Source organism: Streptomyces sp. NPDC048696, assembly GCF_043198895.1.
Lineage (GTDB): Bacteria > Actinomycetota > Actinomycetes > Streptomycetales > Streptomycetaceae > Streptomyces.
On record NZ_JBICVJ010000021.1, the window covers coordinates 1 to 13,963 of the forward strand.

Consider the following 13,963-nt stretch of genomic DNA (forward strand, 5'->3'; position numbering starts at 1 on the left):
GGCGCGATCTCTGCCCTGGGCAAGGACAAGATCATCGGCGTGTACTCCGCCAACGACGGCATGGCGGGCGGCATCATCACCGCCCTCAAGGCCGCCGGTCTGTCCAAGCTCCCCCCGGTCACCGGCCAGGACGCGGAACTCGCGGGCGTGCAGCGCATCGTCGCGGGCGAGCAGTTCATGAGCGTCTACAAGCCGTACGTCCAAGAAGGCCCGGTGGCCGCGCAGATGGCGGTCTCGCTCGCCAAGGGCGAACCGCTGACCCTCATCACCAAGGCGACGGTCGACTCCCCCACCACCAAGGGCGTTCCCTCCGTGATCATCCCGATCGTCGCGCTCACCAAGGCGAACATCAAGGAGACCGTCATCCGCGACGGCGTCTACTCGGCGGCCGAGATCTGCACGGCCAACGTCAGGGACGCATGTGAGGCGATGGGTCTGAAGTGACGCGGTAGCCCCCGCCCATGGCGGCCGTACGCCACCGTCAGCGGCCGCCGACCCCCGAAACCGCTCGATTGGTGGCTTGATCTCGCCGTATGGCATGATCATGCCGCAAATTCACGCACCACCTCGGGGGATACCTGAAATGCCGTCAACTCGTAGTCTTCTCACCGCCGTCGCCTTCGCGGCGGCCCTTGTCACCGTCACCGCGTGCGGCCCGTCCGACGACAAGGGCTCGGCGCCCGCCGCCTCCAAGTCCGCCGGCGCCAAGGCCACTCCGACGGCCGGTACCCCGGCCGACCCGGCCGCCGACCCCAACCAGGACTGCGGCAACCCGCCCAAGCTCCCGGCCGGTCACAAGATGCTGCACCCGATCGAGCGGCCCAAGCAGAACACCATGCACGCACAGGACGCCAAGCCCGCGTGCACGCCGAACGACTGGATCTACCACGGCGAGGGCCCGCACAAGCCGTACTGGTTCGAGAAGAACGTCACGGCGGAGCTCGCCACGGGTTCCGGCCAGACCAAGAAGGTCGAGCTGTACCAGCTCTGGGACCACATCGGCGACTGCCTCGCCAACGACCACGAGGCCGTCAAGCCTCCGCTCACCTGCTCCGGCGGCATCTACGACGTGACCCTGAACGCCAAGGGCAACGTCGTCGCCATCAAGGAAATCTGGCACCCGTAGCGATACGGATCGGACACGTCAGCCGAAGCGCCCGGCGGCAAACCCGTCCGCAAACGGCTGAATTCTGAATGCAAATGTTACGCCCCGGTGTCAACGCCGGGGCGTAACAGCGTTTTTGAACCATCACGCCTGGCTCATTAGGCCCTCTCCCCATTCGCCCGACCCGCCATTAGCGTGCCTCGGCGCGGGGGTCACTCCGGGGAAAGGGTCTCACTGGCGTGCTTTATTACGCGTTCAAATACATCGTGCTCGTACCGCTGCTCCGGTGGCCCATGCGGCCCAGGGTCGAGGGGCTGCGGCACGTGCCGCGCGGCGGTGCGGCGATCATCGCGGGAAACCATCTCTCGTTCTGCGACTCATTCCTGGTTCCCGTGAGCATCAGGCGCCGGATCACCTATCTGTGCAAGATGGAGTACTTCACCGGCCGGGGCGTCAAAGGCCGACTGACCGCCGGGTTCTTCCGGGGGGTCGGGCAAATACCGGTGGACCGCTCGGGCAAAGACGCCGCACAGGCCGCGGTCGACACCGGGTTGCGCGTGCTCGCGGCGGGCGGACTGCTCGGCATCTACCCCGAGGGCACCCGCTCGCACGACGGCCGCCTGTACAAGGGCAAGGCCGGGGTCGCCGCCATGGCGCTGCGCTCGGGCGCGCCCGTGATCCCCTGCGCGATGATCGGCACGTTCGAGGCCCAGGCGCGCGGCCAGCGGCTGCCGCGCCGCGTACCGGTCACCATCCGCTTCGGCGCCCCGCTCGACTTCTCCCGGTACGCGAACATGCCCGACCGGCGCGAAGTGCTGCGCGCGGTCACCGACGAGATCATGTACGCGATCCGGGCGCTCTCCGAGCAGGAGTACGTGGACACCTACGCGGCGGAGGCGAAGGCCCGGGCCGAGGCCCGGCTCCAGACCCGCCCGGCGCGTCCCGGTCTGGTCAGCTCGCCTGGTCCAGAGCCGTCGTGATCCGGCCGAGGAGCTGCTGGAGCGACAGCACCTCCTCCACCGACAGGCCCGTCGCCGACAAAATCTTCAGCGGCACCGGCAGCGCGCGCTCGCGCAGTGCGCCGCCGTCCTCGGTCAGCCGGATCGTCACCGACCGCTCGTCGTGGGCGCTGCGCTCACGGGTCACGAGCCCGGCCGTCTCCAGCCGCTTGAGCAGCGGCGAGAGCGTGCCCGAGTCGAGCCGCAGCCGCTCCCCGATCACCTTGACGGGCTGCGGTCCGTGCTCCCAGAGCACCAGCATCACCAGGTACTGCGGATAGGTGAGGCCGAGGTCCTTCAGGGCGTCGCGGTAGATGCCGCCGAAGGCGCGCGACGCGGCGTGCAGGGAGAAGCAGACCTGGTGGTCGAGGCGGAGCAGATCGACGTCGGACGCGAGGGGCGAGGACGGCGCGGCAGGGGTCGACGAGGAGGTCATGGGTCCAGGGTAGCTTGTCGCCCGCCATTGAGTTGCGCACAATTTAGTTGTGTGCAACTCTTTGGGGGTAGCCGGGAGCGGGCAGCCGCTCCCCACCGGACGGAAGAGGGCACCTCCATGAACGCGCTGTACACCGCCGCCGCCACCGCCAACGGGCGCGAGGGCCGGGCCGTGAGCTCGGACGGCCGACTCGACCTCCCCCTCGCGATGCCCCAGGCGCTCGGCGGCAACGGTGAGGGCACCAACCCCGAGCAGCTCTTCGCCGCCGGGTACGCCGCGTGCTTCGCCAGCGCCATGGGAGCGGTCGGCCGCGAGATGAAGCTCGACACCAAGGACGTCGCCGTCACCGCCGAGGTCTCCATCGGCAAGGACGACACCGGCTTCGGCCTCGCCGTCGTCATGCGCGTGGAGCTGCCGGACGCCCTGGAGGGCGAGACCGGCCGCCGGCTGGTCGAGGCGACGCACGCCTACTGCCCGTACTCCAAGGCCACGCGCGGCAACATCGAGGTCGAGCTCGTCATCGAGTAATCGCTCGCAACAGCTGAAGAAGCCCGGGTCGGCGAGGTGTACCTCGCCGACCCGGGCTTCTGTGCGTACGGACCCGGATCAGCCGGCCGCCGCCTCCTCGCGGATGCGGTCGAACTGGGCACCCATGGCCTCGGAGAGGGCGTTGGCGCCCGACAGCGGGCGGACCATGACGGTGAAGTCGTCGATCAGGCCGTCGTCGTCGAAGTGCAGGAAGTCGCACCCGTTGACCTCCAGGCCGTTGACCGTGGCCTTGAAGACCAGCGCCTGGTCGCGGCCGTCGGCACTCACGATCTCGCGCACATAGCGGAAGTCCTCGAAGGTCCGCACCACGGCCCGCAGGATCGCGGCCGTGATCGCCCTGCCCGGGTAGGGCTTGAACGCCACCGGGCTGGTGAACACGACGTTCTCGGCGAGCAGCGCCTCGATGCCGTCATGGTCCCCGGATTCCACGGCCTTACGGAAGGCGGACATCGCCTCAGCCACCTCTCCACACTCGGATACTCAACTTGTTGATTAGGTGTACTGGAGAGTAACCACGACGGACGCCGGACGTCCAGACCTCGGCCCGCAGACGATCGAGAACCCACTTCAGTTGGGTCGATTTTCGGTCAGGTGATTTTTCGACAGCCGGTTCGTCAGGCGCCGCCGGGACCACTGATCGGTCCCGAAATCCCTTGGCCGGACGGCCACTTCGGCCCCGCGCGCCGCCGCGCCGCCCCCAAGCGGCTTTCCGGCCATTTCATGGTCACCTTCCTGACATGCACGCGTCCCGCCTGCCACTCTGTGCCCACACGTGACACCTGCACCATCAACCCCCCACTCCCTAGAAAGGGACGCTCGCGTGACTTTTCGTATAACGCGTTCCACCCGTGTCGCCGGCTCCGTCGCCGCCGCCGCGCTCCTCGCCGGTGGTCTCACCGGCGTGGCCTCCGGATCCGCCGGCGCCTCCCCCACGAGCGCCGACAGTGCCGCGAAGCCGCTCAGCCTGTCCGCCTCGCAGCGGGCCGAGCTGATCCGTCAGCAGAACGCCACCACCGCGAAGACCGCGGCCGAACTGGGCCTGGGCGCCCAGGAGAAGCTGGTCGTCCGCGATGTGATCAAGGACGCCGACGGCACCGTCCACACCCGCTACGACCGCACCTACGACGGCCTCCCGGTCCTCGGCGGCGACCTGGTCGTGCACGTCACCAAGAACGGCAAGAGCGCCGGTGTGACCAAGGCGGCCAGAGCCGCCATCAAGGTCGCGTCCACCACGCCGGCCATCGCGGCGAGTGCCGTGCAGCAGAACGCGCTCAGCGTCGCCAAGAGCGCGGGCGCGCAGAAGGCTTCGGCCGACCAGGCGCCGCGCAAGGTGATCTGGGCGGCGAAGGGCACGCCGGTCCTCGCCTACGAGACCGTCGTCGGCGGGTTCCAGGACGACGGCACACCGAGCCAGCTGCACGTCATCACGGACGCCACCACCGGCAAGAAGCTCTCGCAGTGGCAGGCCGTCAAGACCGGTACGGGCAACAGCCAGTACAGCGGCAGCGTCACGCTCGGCACCTCGAAGTCCGGCTCCTCGTTCCAGCTCGACGACTCGGCGCGCGGCGGCCACAAGACGTACGACCTGGGCCACAAGACGTCCGGCAAGGGCACGCTCTTCACCAACGCCGTCGACACCTGGGGCGACGGCAAGGCCTCCAACAGCCAGACGGCGGCCGTGGACGCGCACTACGGCGCGGCTGTGACCTGGGACTTCTACAAGAACGTCCTCGGCCGCAACGGCATCAAGAACGACGGCGTCGCTTCCTACAGCCGGGTCCACTACGGCGACAACTACGTCAACGCGTTCTGGGACGACAGCTGCTTCTGCATGACGTACGGGGACGGGTCCGGCAACGCCGCACCGCTGACCGCGCTCGACGTCGCGGGCCACGAGATGTCGCACGGCCTGACGGCGGCCACCGCCGCCCTCAACTACAGCGGTGAGTCCGGCGGCCTCAACGAGGCGACCTCGGACATCTTCGGCACCGCGGTGGAGTTCTATGCGAACAACGCCTCCGACCCCGGTGACTACCTCATCGGCGAGAAGATCAACATCAACGGTGACGGCAAGCCGCTGCGGTACATGGACAAGCCCAGCAAGGACGGCGGTTCGGCCGACAACTGGTCCGCCGGGGTCGGCGACCTCGACGTCCACAACTCGTCGGGCGTCGCGAACCACTTCTTCTACCTGCTGTCCGAAGGCAGCGGCGCCAAGACCATCAACGGCGTCAGCTACGACTCCCCGACGTCCGACGGCTCCAAGGTCACGGGCATCGGCCGGGACAAGGCCGTCAAGATCTGGTACAAGGCGCTGACCGCCTACATGACCTCGACGACCGACTACAAGGGCGCCCGCACCGCCACCCTCAGCGCGGCGAGCGCGCTGTACGGCGCGAGCAGCACCGAGTACAAGACGGTGGACGCGGCCTGGGCCGCGGTCAACGTGAAGTGATCCGGTAACCGGAGCACCGACATGCGGGCGCCCACCCCGACGGGGGTGGGCGCCCGTCTCGCGTTCTCCTGGTTCTCCGGATCAGCGCGTACGGCGTCAGAAGCCCGCGCCGCGCAGCGGGGAGCCGCCGAGGAGGCCGCCGAGCACATGGCCCGCGAACTCCAGGCCCGCCTGCTCGCGAGGGGTGAGCTCCCTCGGGTCGTCAAAGGACGCGGCGGTCGCGGTGCCGGCGGTGAAACAGGCCGCTGCGGAGAGGCTGACGAGGACGACGGCGAGGCGACGGAGCATGGGAGTCCCTTGGGTGGTGTGTCCGACTGGTCGCGTCAGACTCTCGCCAACCGACGCCCGCACGCCCACCCGACAGGCTGGTCGTTCCCCTGATCGGATCAGCGCGGGTGGATCGGCGGGCGGATGGATGCGGGCCGCGTGAGTGTCGGGGCGCGTGCGTGTGGGGAAGATCTCCTCCACGGGCACGCGGCGCAGGCGTACTCTCATGGCATGACTCTTCTCGTGATGCGCCGACACGTGGACTACGTGCGCGTCACGACCATGAGCTGTCGCCCGCAGGACTGACCTTCGCGGCCTTCTCGGCCCCGGCCCCCGGCCCGGCTCTTCGAGCCCCGCCCCGGGCCCCTCGCCCTTCTGCCCCACGGTCCTGTCGCGGTCACCCCCGGTTCCGGCGCACCCTTTCGCCCAGCCGTTCCGGCCGTCCTCCCGGCAACCCCGGGAACAGGACCTCCGTATATCCCGGAACGGAAACGGAACCCGCCATGTCCAGCACCACCCTGCTTCCCACCTCACTGCCCGTGGTCGACCTGTCGCAGGCGGCCGACCCGGCCACGCGCGACGCCTTTCGCGAGGGGCTGCACCGCGCGGCCCGCGACACCGGGTTCTTCCATCTCGTGGGACACGGCATCGAGGACGCCGAGGTCGCTCGGATATTGCGGCTGACCAGGGAGTTCTTCGCGCTGCCCGAGGCCGATCGGCTCGCCCTGAGCAATCTGCGCTCGCCGCACTTCCGGGGCTACACGCGCATCGGCCATGAGCTGACGGGCGGGCGTTCGGACTGGCGGGACCAGCTCGACGTCGGGGCCGAGCGGCCCGCGCCCGTGGTGGGGCCCGACGACCCGGCGTACCGCTGGCTGGAGGGGCCCAACCAGTGGCCCGACGCGCTGCCCGAGCTGCGCACCGTCGTGCTCGGCTGGCAGGACCGGCTGGCGGCCGTCGCGCACCGGCTGCTCCAGGAGCTCCTCGCCTCCATCGGCGCCCCCGCCGACTTCTTCGACGCCGCCTTCGCCGAGCGCCCCCATCTGCACACCAAGCTGATCCGCTACCCCGGAAGCGCGCCGGAGGGCGACGGCCAGGGCGTCGGCGCGCACAAGGACTACGGGTTCCTCACGCTGCTGCTCCAGGACTCCGTCGGGGGTCTGCAAGTCCGGCTCGGCGACGGCTTCGTGGACGTTCCGCCGCTGCCCGGCGCCTTCGTCGTCAACCTCGGCGAGCTCCTGGAGATCGCGACCGAGGGCTATCTGTCCGCGACCGACCACCGCGTCGTCTCGCCGCCCGGGGCCGTGGAGCGGTACTCGGTGCCGTTCTTCTACAACCCGCGCCTGGACGCCCGCGTCGAGACGGTCCCCGGCGGCTATCTGGCGCACGCGCCCGGCGTCGCGCACAGCGCCGACAACCCGCTGCACGCCGAGTACGGCCGCAATGAGCTCAAGGGCTGGCTGCGCGCCCACCCGGAGGTGGCGCGGCGTCACCACCCGGAGCTGGTGGGCTGATCCGGGAGCGGTCCGAGGGGCGCCGTCCTCCCGCTCGGTGGCGGCGCCCCGGGCGGAGCTGGGCCGTCTGCTCGGGGATAGACGGCCCGGCTCCGCCTCCAGCTTGCGCCGCCCTCCCCCGAAAAGCACCCGTCGTGCGGCCACTTAAAGTGGCCAATTCCGCTGCTCAGGGACAGCCACGCGGACCACGGGGCGGGTGGTGCGCAAGCGGTTACGTTACGTAATCGACCGGCGACGGCACCAACTCGGGTCGGCGCGCGCGGGCTTCCGGACCCGCGCGCGTCCGCGTGTCAACCGCCGACGAACTCCTCGGCCCCGTACCGCACTTCGGCCTGCGCCCAGTCCACCCCGAGCTCGCCCACGAACTTCTTGGCGAGCGGCAGATCGGCGAGCGGAGCGATGAGGATGAGCCTGCCGTCGCGGGCGGTGACCGAACCGCCGCCGAGCTCGTCGCGGGCCTCGGGGTCCGCGAGCAGCGCGTCGTGCAGGTGGGTCGAGGTGACGCCGGTCGCCTCGATGTCGACGGCGTTGGTCTGCGCCGAGCCGCGCGGGAGATGACGGAACGTCAGGACGGATTCCTGCTTGAACTCCTTGCGGATGACGTCCGCGATGTGGTGGAGGCCGCTCGCGCTGACGTGGTTGACGTCGAACTCGCGCGAGCGCTCGTACGTCGCCTGCTTGAGGTCGGACGACCAGAAGACGCCGTTCAGGAGCGACGACTTCGCCGCCCTGGCGCCGTTGGCGCGGATGACCGAGCGCACCTCGCGGTCGAAGCCGCGCAGCCGGGTTCGCAGCCGGGGGTCGGCGGGGTCGGTGATGACGGCCGTGTTGCTGGTGGCGAAGATCTCGGCGGTCGCGGTGGGGTGGGCCGGTGCGGCGGACGCCGCCGCGGTGCCCACTCCGGTGACACCGCACGTGAGCGCGCCGACCGAGACGAGGATGCCCAACCGTCGTTTCATGAACCCGCAACTCCCTGGCGCATGGCCCCCGTGGGCCGCCGTGCTGCGTCGGCCGACGCATCGGGATCACGGTAGGGGGTGAGGTCGGTTGCTTTCCGGGATTTGTAGGGGTATGGCCAATTCCACGCGGATGGCCGACAACAGCCGTAGCCGTACGGCCTCGACCGTACGGCTACGGACGCGCCGCGCTGCCGCTCACCTCACCGCGCGAAGACCTCCTCGGCCGTCGGATACGACTCCTGCGCGCCGGGCCGGGTCACCGCCGCCGCGCCGACCCGGACCGCGAACGCGGCGGCCTCGGCCAGGTCCTCACCGAGGCCGAGCCGCCAGGCCAGAGCCGCCGTGAAGGCGTCCCCGGCCCCGGTCGTGTCCACCACGTCGACCTGCGGACTGGCCACCCGTACGAAGGAGTTGGTGCTGCCGGCCGCGACCAGGGCGCCCGCCGCGCCCAGGGTGATCACCACCGAGCGCGGGCCGCGCAGCAGCAGCGCCCGGGCCCAGTCCTCGGGGGCGGGGCCCGCCGAGTCGCCCAGCAGGAATCGAGCCTCGTGCTCGTTGACGATCAGCGGGTCGCAGGCGGTGAGCACCGAGGCGGGCACCCGGGCGGGCGGGGAGGGGTTGAGCACGAAACGGCTGCCGAAGGCGAGACTGCGAACCGTCTCGACGACCGTCTCCAGCGGGATCTCCAGCTGCGCGGAGACCACCCTCGACGCCTGGAACAGGCTCGCCGCGGCCCGCACGTCCTGCGGGGCGAGCCGGGCGTTGGCGCCCGGCGACACCACGATGCTGTTGTCGCCGGACGGGTCCACGGTGATCAGCGCGACGCCGGTGGGCGCCCCGCCGACGAGCATGCCGACGGTGTCCACGCCCGCCGCCCGCTGCGAGTCCAGGAGCAGCCGTCCGTGGCCGTCGTCGCCGACCCGGGCGAGCAGGGCGGTGCGCGCCCCGAGCCGGGCAGCCGCGACGGCCTGGTTGGCGCCCTTGCCGCCCGGGTGGACGACCAGGTCCGAGCCGAGCACGGTCTCGCCGGGCGCGGGGCGGCGGTCCACGCCGATGACCAGGTCGGCGTTGGCGGACCCGACGACCAGAAGGTCGTAGTCGTACATCCCTGTCCTGCTTTCGCTGGGGGCCGAGGTAGGGGGTGGCCGGTGACCGTCGAGAGAAGTCTGCGACGTTCAGGAGAACTGGGCGAGGTTTTCGCGCAGGACGACCTTGACCGGAACCTTCACCGTGCTCTCGACCTTGTCGCCCTTCGCCGCCTCGACCGCCTTGCGCACGGCGATGCGGCCGAGCTCGGCGGGCTGCTGCGCGACCGATGCGTACAGTGTGCCCGCCCCGACCGCCTTGAGACCGTCGGGAGTTCCGTCGAACCCGACCACCGCCACGGAGGATCCGGCCCTGGCACCGAGCGCCTTGACCGCGCCGAGCGCCATCTCGTCGTTCTCGGCGAAGACTCCGCTGACATCGGGGTGCGACTGGAGCAGATTGGTCATCACGTCGAGGCCCTTGGTGCGGTCGAAGTCGGCGGGCTGACGGGCGACGACCGTGATGCCGGGGTACGCCTTGATGCCCTCGGCGAAGCCCTGGCCACGCTCGCGGCTGGCGGAGGTGCCCGCGGTGCCCTGGAGGACGGCGATCCTGCCCTTGCCGCCGAGCTTGTCGGCGAGCGTCCTCGCCGCCAGCCTGCCGCCCGCGACATTGTCGGAGGCGACCAGGGTGGCCGCGGTCGCCTTGTTGACGCCCCGGTCGGCGGCCACCACGGGGATGTCCGCCTTGTTGGCGGCGCGCACCGACGGTCCCACGGCGTCCGAGTCCACCGGGTTGACGATGATCGACTTCATGCCCGCCCCGGTGAAGTTCTGGATCTGGTTGGCCTGTTGGGAGGCGTCGTTCTGCGCGTCGGTGACGGTGAGGTCGATTCCCGCCGCCTTGGCCTCCGCCTCGGCCCCGGCCTTCATCTGCACGAAGAAGGGGTTGTTGAGGGTGGAGAGCGACATGCCCACCTTGGTGGAGGTCCCGGACGAGTCGGTGTGGACGAAGGAGAGCGCGCCGAGGACGGCCGCCACGGACACGGCGGCGACGGCCGCCTTCACCGGTCCGCCCCTGCCGCCGAACCCGCCTCCGGAGCCCGCGCCCGCCGCCCCCGGCGCGGCCCCTGCCCGGCGGCGCACCGTGTCGAGCAGGACGGCGAGGGCGATGACCACGCCGATGACGACCTGCTGCCAGAAGGCGGACACGGAAAGGAGGTTGAGGCCGTTGCGCAGCACCGCCAGGATCAGCGCGCCGATCAGGGTGCCGGACGCCTTGCCCACTCCGCCGGACAGGCTCGCGCCGCCGATGACGACCGCCGCGATCGCGTCGAGCTCGTAGCCCTGGGCGGCCTGCGGCTGCGCCGAGACGAGCCGGGAGGCGAGCACGATTCCGGCGACGGCGGCGAACAGACCCGAGAGCGCGTAGATCGCGATCTTCTGCCGCTTGACCCGCAGCCCGGAGAGCCGGGCCGCCTCCTCGTTGCCGCCGATCGCGTACATCGAGCGCCCGAGGTACGTACGGGACAGGATCAGCGCCGTGAGCAGCCCCATCGCGACCATCACCAGCACCGGGACGGGCAGTCGGCCGCCGATGGTGTCGCCGATCCTGGAGATGGAGTCGGGGAACGCGATCGGACTGCCCTGCGAGATCACCAGCGACAGGCCCCGGCCGACCGAGAGCATGGCCAAGGTGGCGATGAACGGCGGGAGTTTGCCGTACGCGACGAGGGCGCCGCTGACCAGGCCGCAGGCGATGCCGGTGCCGACGGCGAGGACGACCGCGAGCCACACCGGCAGGCCCTGCCTCGTCGCCGTCCAGGCGAGCACGGTCGCGGACAGCGCAGCGACCGAGCCGACCGAGAGGTCGATGCCCGCCGAGACGATGACGAAGGTGACACCGAACGCGAGGATCGCGGTCACCGCCGCCTGCACCCCGACGTTGAGCAGGTTCTGGGTGGTCAGGAAGTCGCCGGAGAGCAGCGACATCGCCACCAGCAGGACCACCAGGGCGCTCAGCGCGCCGTTGTCGAGCAGCAGACGGCGCAGCGCCGGTACGCCCGCGCCGCTCCGGAGCGTGTCAGTGGCCACGGGAGCCCTCCACTTCGTTGTCCACGGGGGCGGGCGCGGGCGCCGCGCCGACGGCGAGTTCCATGACGGCCTCCTGGGTCGCCTCGCCCGCCGGGAGTTCCCCGGCGATGCGCCCCTGGGCCATGACCAGCACCCGGTCGCTCATGCCGAGCACCTCGGGCAGATCGCTGGAGATCATGAGGACCGCGTGCCCGGCGGCGGTCAGTTCGTTGACGAGCTGGTAGATCTCGACCTTGGCGCCGACGTCGATGCCCCGGGTCGGCTCGTCGAGGATCAGCACCCGGGTGTCGGCGAGCAGCCACTTGCCGATGACGACCTTCTGCTGGTTGCCGCCGGACAGGGTGCGCACCGGCTGGCCGAGCCCGGCCATGCGCACGCCCAGCCGCTCGGCGATCCGCGCGGCCGCCGCCCGCTGGCCCTTGCGGTCGACGAGCCCGGCGCGGGTGGCCGAGCGCAGCGTGACCAGGCCCAGGTTCTCCTGTACGGAGGCGTCGAGGACCAGGCCCTGGCCCTTGCGGTCCTCGGGGACAAGCCCGATCCCGGCACCCATCGCGGCGTTCACGTCGTGCCGGGGCAGCCGCCGCCCGCCCACGTCCACGGATCCGCTGTCGTAGCGGTCGGCGCCGAAGACGGCCCGGGCGACCTCGGTGCGCCCGGCGCCGACCAGTCCGGCGAGGCCGACGACCTCACCGGCCCGCACCTCGAAGCTGACGTCGTGGAAGGCGCCTTGTCGGGTCAGCGAGCGCACGGACAGCAACGGGGCGCCGACGTCGGGGCGTTCGCGCGGATACTGCTGGTCGATGTCGCGGCCGACCATGAGGCGTACGAGTTCGTCCTCGGGGGTCGAGGCCGGCACCTGGCCGACGCTTCTGCCGTCGCGCAGCACCGTGACCCGGTCGCCGAGCGCCGCGATCTCGTCGAGGTGGTGGGTGATGAAGACGATGCCCACACCGTCCGCACGCAGCCCGCGTATAAGGGTGAAGAGCTTGTCGACCTCGTCGGAGGTGAGCACGGCGGTCGGCTCGTCCATGATCAGGACGCGGGCGTCGAGGCTGAGCGCCTTGGCGATCTCGACCATCTGGAGCCGGGCGATGCCCAGGTCGCGTACGCGCGCGTGGGGCGGGACATCGACGCCGACCCGCTCCAGGAGCACGGCGGCGTCCGCCTCCATCCTCTTGCGGTCGATCATCTTGAACCGGCGGGGCTGGCGGCCCAGGAAGATGTTCTCGGCGACCGTCAGATCGGGGACGAGGGTGAACTCCTGGTAGATGGTGGCGATGCCGAGCCGTTCGGCGTCCTGCGCGCTGTGGATGCGCACCTCGTGCCCGTCGACGAGGACGCGGCCGCCGTCCGGGCGGTGGGCGCCGGAGAGCGTCTTGATGAGGGTGCTCTTGCCCGCGCCGTTCTCGCCCAGGAGTACGTGCACCTCGCCGCGGCGCAGCGCGAAGTCGACGCCGTCGAGCGCGACCACACCGGGAAACGCCTTGCGGATGCCTTCTGTCCGCAGCACCTCGCCCTGCTCGCTCATGCGTCGCTCCCTGTGCCGGTGGAGCCCTCGCCGCAGGAGCGGCGCACGACGAGACGGGCGGGGAGGGTGACCGACTGCGGCGGCCGCCCCTCGATCCGGTCGACGAGGGCGCGTACGGCGGCCCGGCCCAGCGCGTCGGTCGGCTGGGCGATCGCGGTGATCGGCGGATCGGTGTGCACGAACCACGGGATGTCGTCGAAGGCGGCGAGCGCGATGTCGTACGGCACCCGCAGCCCGTGCGCGCGGATCGCGTCGAGGGCGCCGAGCGCCATCAGGTTGTCGGCGGCGAAGACCACTTCGGGCGGTTCGGGAAGCGCGAGGAAGCGTTCGGTGGTCCGGCGGCCGCTGTCGGCCTGGAAGTCGCCCTGGCCGGTATAGGCGTCGGGGAGCGGGAGTCGGAGTTCGCGCAGCGCGTCCCGGAACGCCTCGACACGTTCGCTGCCCGTGGTGGTGGCGGCCGGGCCCGCGATGATGGCGAGCCTGCGGTGACCGAGGCCGTGCAGATGGGCGACCAGGTCGCGGACGGCCGCGCGGCCGTCGGCCCGCACCACGGGGACATCGACACCCGGGATCCAACGGTCGACGAAGACCATCGGGGTGCCCGCGCGGGCCGCCTCCAGCATCAGCGGGGAGCCGCCGTCGGTGGGCGAGACGAGCAGCCCGTCGATGCGGCGGTCGAGCAGGGTGCGGATGTGGTGGTCCTGCAACTCGGGCCGCTCGTCGGCGTTTCCGATGATGACGCTGTAGCCGAGCTCGCGGGCCTCCTGCTCGACCGAGCGGGCGAGCTCGGTGAAGTACGGGTTGAGCACATCGCTGATGACCAGGCCGAGGGTGCGGGTCTGGTCGGTGCGCAGCGACCTGGCGACCGCGTTGGGGCGGTAGCCGAGCACGTCGACGGCGGCGAGGACGCGCGAGCGCGCCTCGGGGCTGACGGACGGGTGGTTGTTGAGGACGCGGGAGACCGTGGCGACCGACACTCCCGCCTCGGCCGCGACGTCCTTGATGCCCGCCATCGCCGGACCACCCCCTCCTC

At 70.9% G+C, this 13,963-nt stretch carries 14 protein-coding genes; 6 read left to right on the forward strand and 8 right to left on the reverse strand.

Features of this window, described 5'->3' with window-relative positions; translation table 11 throughout:
• The 3 genes from ACGFRG_RS31915 to ACGFRG_RS31925 form a co-directional block, all read left to right on the forward strand.
• Window positions 1-444 (forward strand): substrate-binding domain-containing protein (locus tag ACGFRG_RS31915; RefSeq protein WP_393269562.1); only part of this gene is annotated, 444 nt, incomplete at its 5' end.
• A 139-nt stretch (window positions 445-583) separates the two neighbouring features.
• A complete protein-coding gene (locus ACGFRG_RS31920) occupies window positions 584-1,126 on the forward strand; it encodes a hypothetical protein (RefSeq protein WP_393269565.1) in 543 nt (180 codons plus the stop codon).
• 218 nt (window positions 1,127-1,344) lie between these two features.
• Window positions 1,345-2,085 (forward strand): lysophospholipid acyltransferase family protein, encoded by a 741-nt coding sequence (locus ACGFRG_RS31925; RefSeq protein ID WP_393269567.1) that lies wholly within the window; start codon window positions 1,345-1,347, stop codon window positions 2,083-2,085.
• Here ACGFRG_RS31925 and ACGFRG_RS31930 read toward each other — a convergent pair.
• The gene (locus ACGFRG_RS31930) at window positions 2,057-2,539 is read right to left on the reverse strand and encodes a MarR family transcriptional regulator (protein WP_361430812.1); all 483 of its coding nucleotides are present in this window, start codon (window positions 2,537-2,539) and stop codon (window positions 2,057-2,059) included. The two genes, ACGFRG_RS31925 and ACGFRG_RS31930, sit on opposite strands and share 29 nt — an antisense overlap.
• A gap of 117 nt (window positions 2,540-2,656) precedes the next feature.
• On the opposite strand from ACGFRG_RS31930, the gene ACGFRG_RS31935 reads away from it, so the two are divergent.
• Window positions 2,657-3,067 carry an organic hydroperoxide resistance protein gene (locus tag ACGFRG_RS31935; RefSeq protein ID WP_361430813.1) on the forward strand — a complete coding sequence of 137 codons (411 nt, stop codon included), beginning with the start codon at window positions 2,657-2,659 and terminating at the stop codon, window positions 3,065-3,067.
• Between the two features lie 78 nt (window positions 3,068-3,145).
• On the opposite strand, the gene ACGFRG_RS31940 is transcribed toward ACGFRG_RS31935, so the two are convergent.
• Window positions 3,146-3,538: a nuclear transport factor 2 family protein gene (locus ACGFRG_RS31940; protein ID WP_393269571.1), complete on the reverse strand. Its 393-nt coding sequence runs from the start codon at window positions 3,536-3,538 to the stop codon at window positions 3,146-3,148.
• Between the two features lie 370 nt (window positions 3,539-3,908).
• On the opposite strand from ACGFRG_RS31940, the gene ACGFRG_RS31945 reads away from it, so the two are divergent.
• Entirely contained in the window at window positions 3,909-5,543 is a 1,635-nt protein-coding gene (locus ACGFRG_RS31945) for a M4 family metallopeptidase (protein WP_361430816.1), read from the forward strand.
• A gap of 96 nt (window positions 5,544-5,639) precedes the next feature.
• Here the strand turns inward: ACGFRG_RS31945 and ACGFRG_RS31950 are convergent, their stop codons facing one another.
• Window positions 5,640-5,831 (reverse strand): hypothetical protein, encoded by a 192-nt coding sequence (locus tag ACGFRG_RS31950; RefSeq protein ID WP_361430817.1) that lies wholly within the window; start codon window positions 5,829-5,831, stop codon window positions 5,640-5,642.
• A gap of 482 nt (window positions 5,832-6,313) precedes the next feature.
• Here ACGFRG_RS31950 and ACGFRG_RS31955 point away from each other — a divergent pair, with 482 nt between their 5' ends.
• A complete protein-coding gene (locus tag ACGFRG_RS31955) occupies window positions 6,314-7,324 on the forward strand; it encodes a 2-oxoglutarate and iron-dependent oxygenase domain-containing protein (RefSeq protein WP_361430818.1) in 1,011 nt (336 codons plus the stop codon).
• Between the two features lie 290 nt (window positions 7,325-7,614).
• Here ACGFRG_RS31955 and ACGFRG_RS31960 read toward each other — a convergent pair whose 3' ends face one another.
• The 5 genes from ACGFRG_RS31960 to ACGFRG_RS31980 all read right to left on the reverse strand — a co-directional run bounded on the left by ACGFRG_RS31960 (window position 7,615) and on the right by ACGFRG_RS31980 (window position 13,943).
• Window positions 7,615-8,283, reverse strand: a complete 669-nt coding sequence (locus ACGFRG_RS31960) for a hypothetical protein (RefSeq protein ID WP_393269576.1) — start codon at window positions 8,281-8,283, stop codon at window positions 7,615-7,617.
• A 200-nt stretch (window positions 8,284-8,483) separates the two neighbouring features.
• Window positions 8,484-9,389 carry a ribokinase gene (locus tag ACGFRG_RS31965; protein ID WP_361430820.1) on the reverse strand — a complete coding sequence of 302 codons (906 nt, stop codon included), beginning with the start codon at window positions 9,387-9,389 and terminating at the stop codon, window positions 8,484-8,486.
• Window positions 9,390-9,458: 69 nt separating this feature from the next.
• Window positions 9,459-11,402, reverse strand: coding sequence for a substrate-binding domain-containing protein (locus ACGFRG_RS31970; RefSeq protein WP_393269579.1), 1,944 nt, complete (start codon window positions 11,400-11,402; stop codon window positions 9,459-9,461).
• Window positions 11,392-12,930 carry a sugar ABC transporter ATP-binding protein gene (locus tag ACGFRG_RS31975; protein ID WP_393269582.1) on the reverse strand — a complete coding sequence of 513 codons (1,539 nt, stop codon included), beginning with the start codon at window positions 12,928-12,930 and terminating at the stop codon, window positions 11,392-11,394. Before ACGFRG_RS31975 ends, ACGFRG_RS31970 begins: the two co-directional genes overlap by 11 nt.
• On the reverse strand, window positions 12,927-13,943 hold the full coding sequence (locus tag ACGFRG_RS31980) for a LacI family DNA-binding transcriptional regulator (RefSeq protein ID WP_393269586.1): 1,017 nt from the start codon (window positions 13,941-13,943) through the stop codon (window positions 12,927-12,929). Before ACGFRG_RS31980 ends, ACGFRG_RS31975 begins: the two co-directional genes overlap by 4 nt.
• Between the last annotated feature and the right edge of the window lie 20 nt (window positions 13,944-13,963).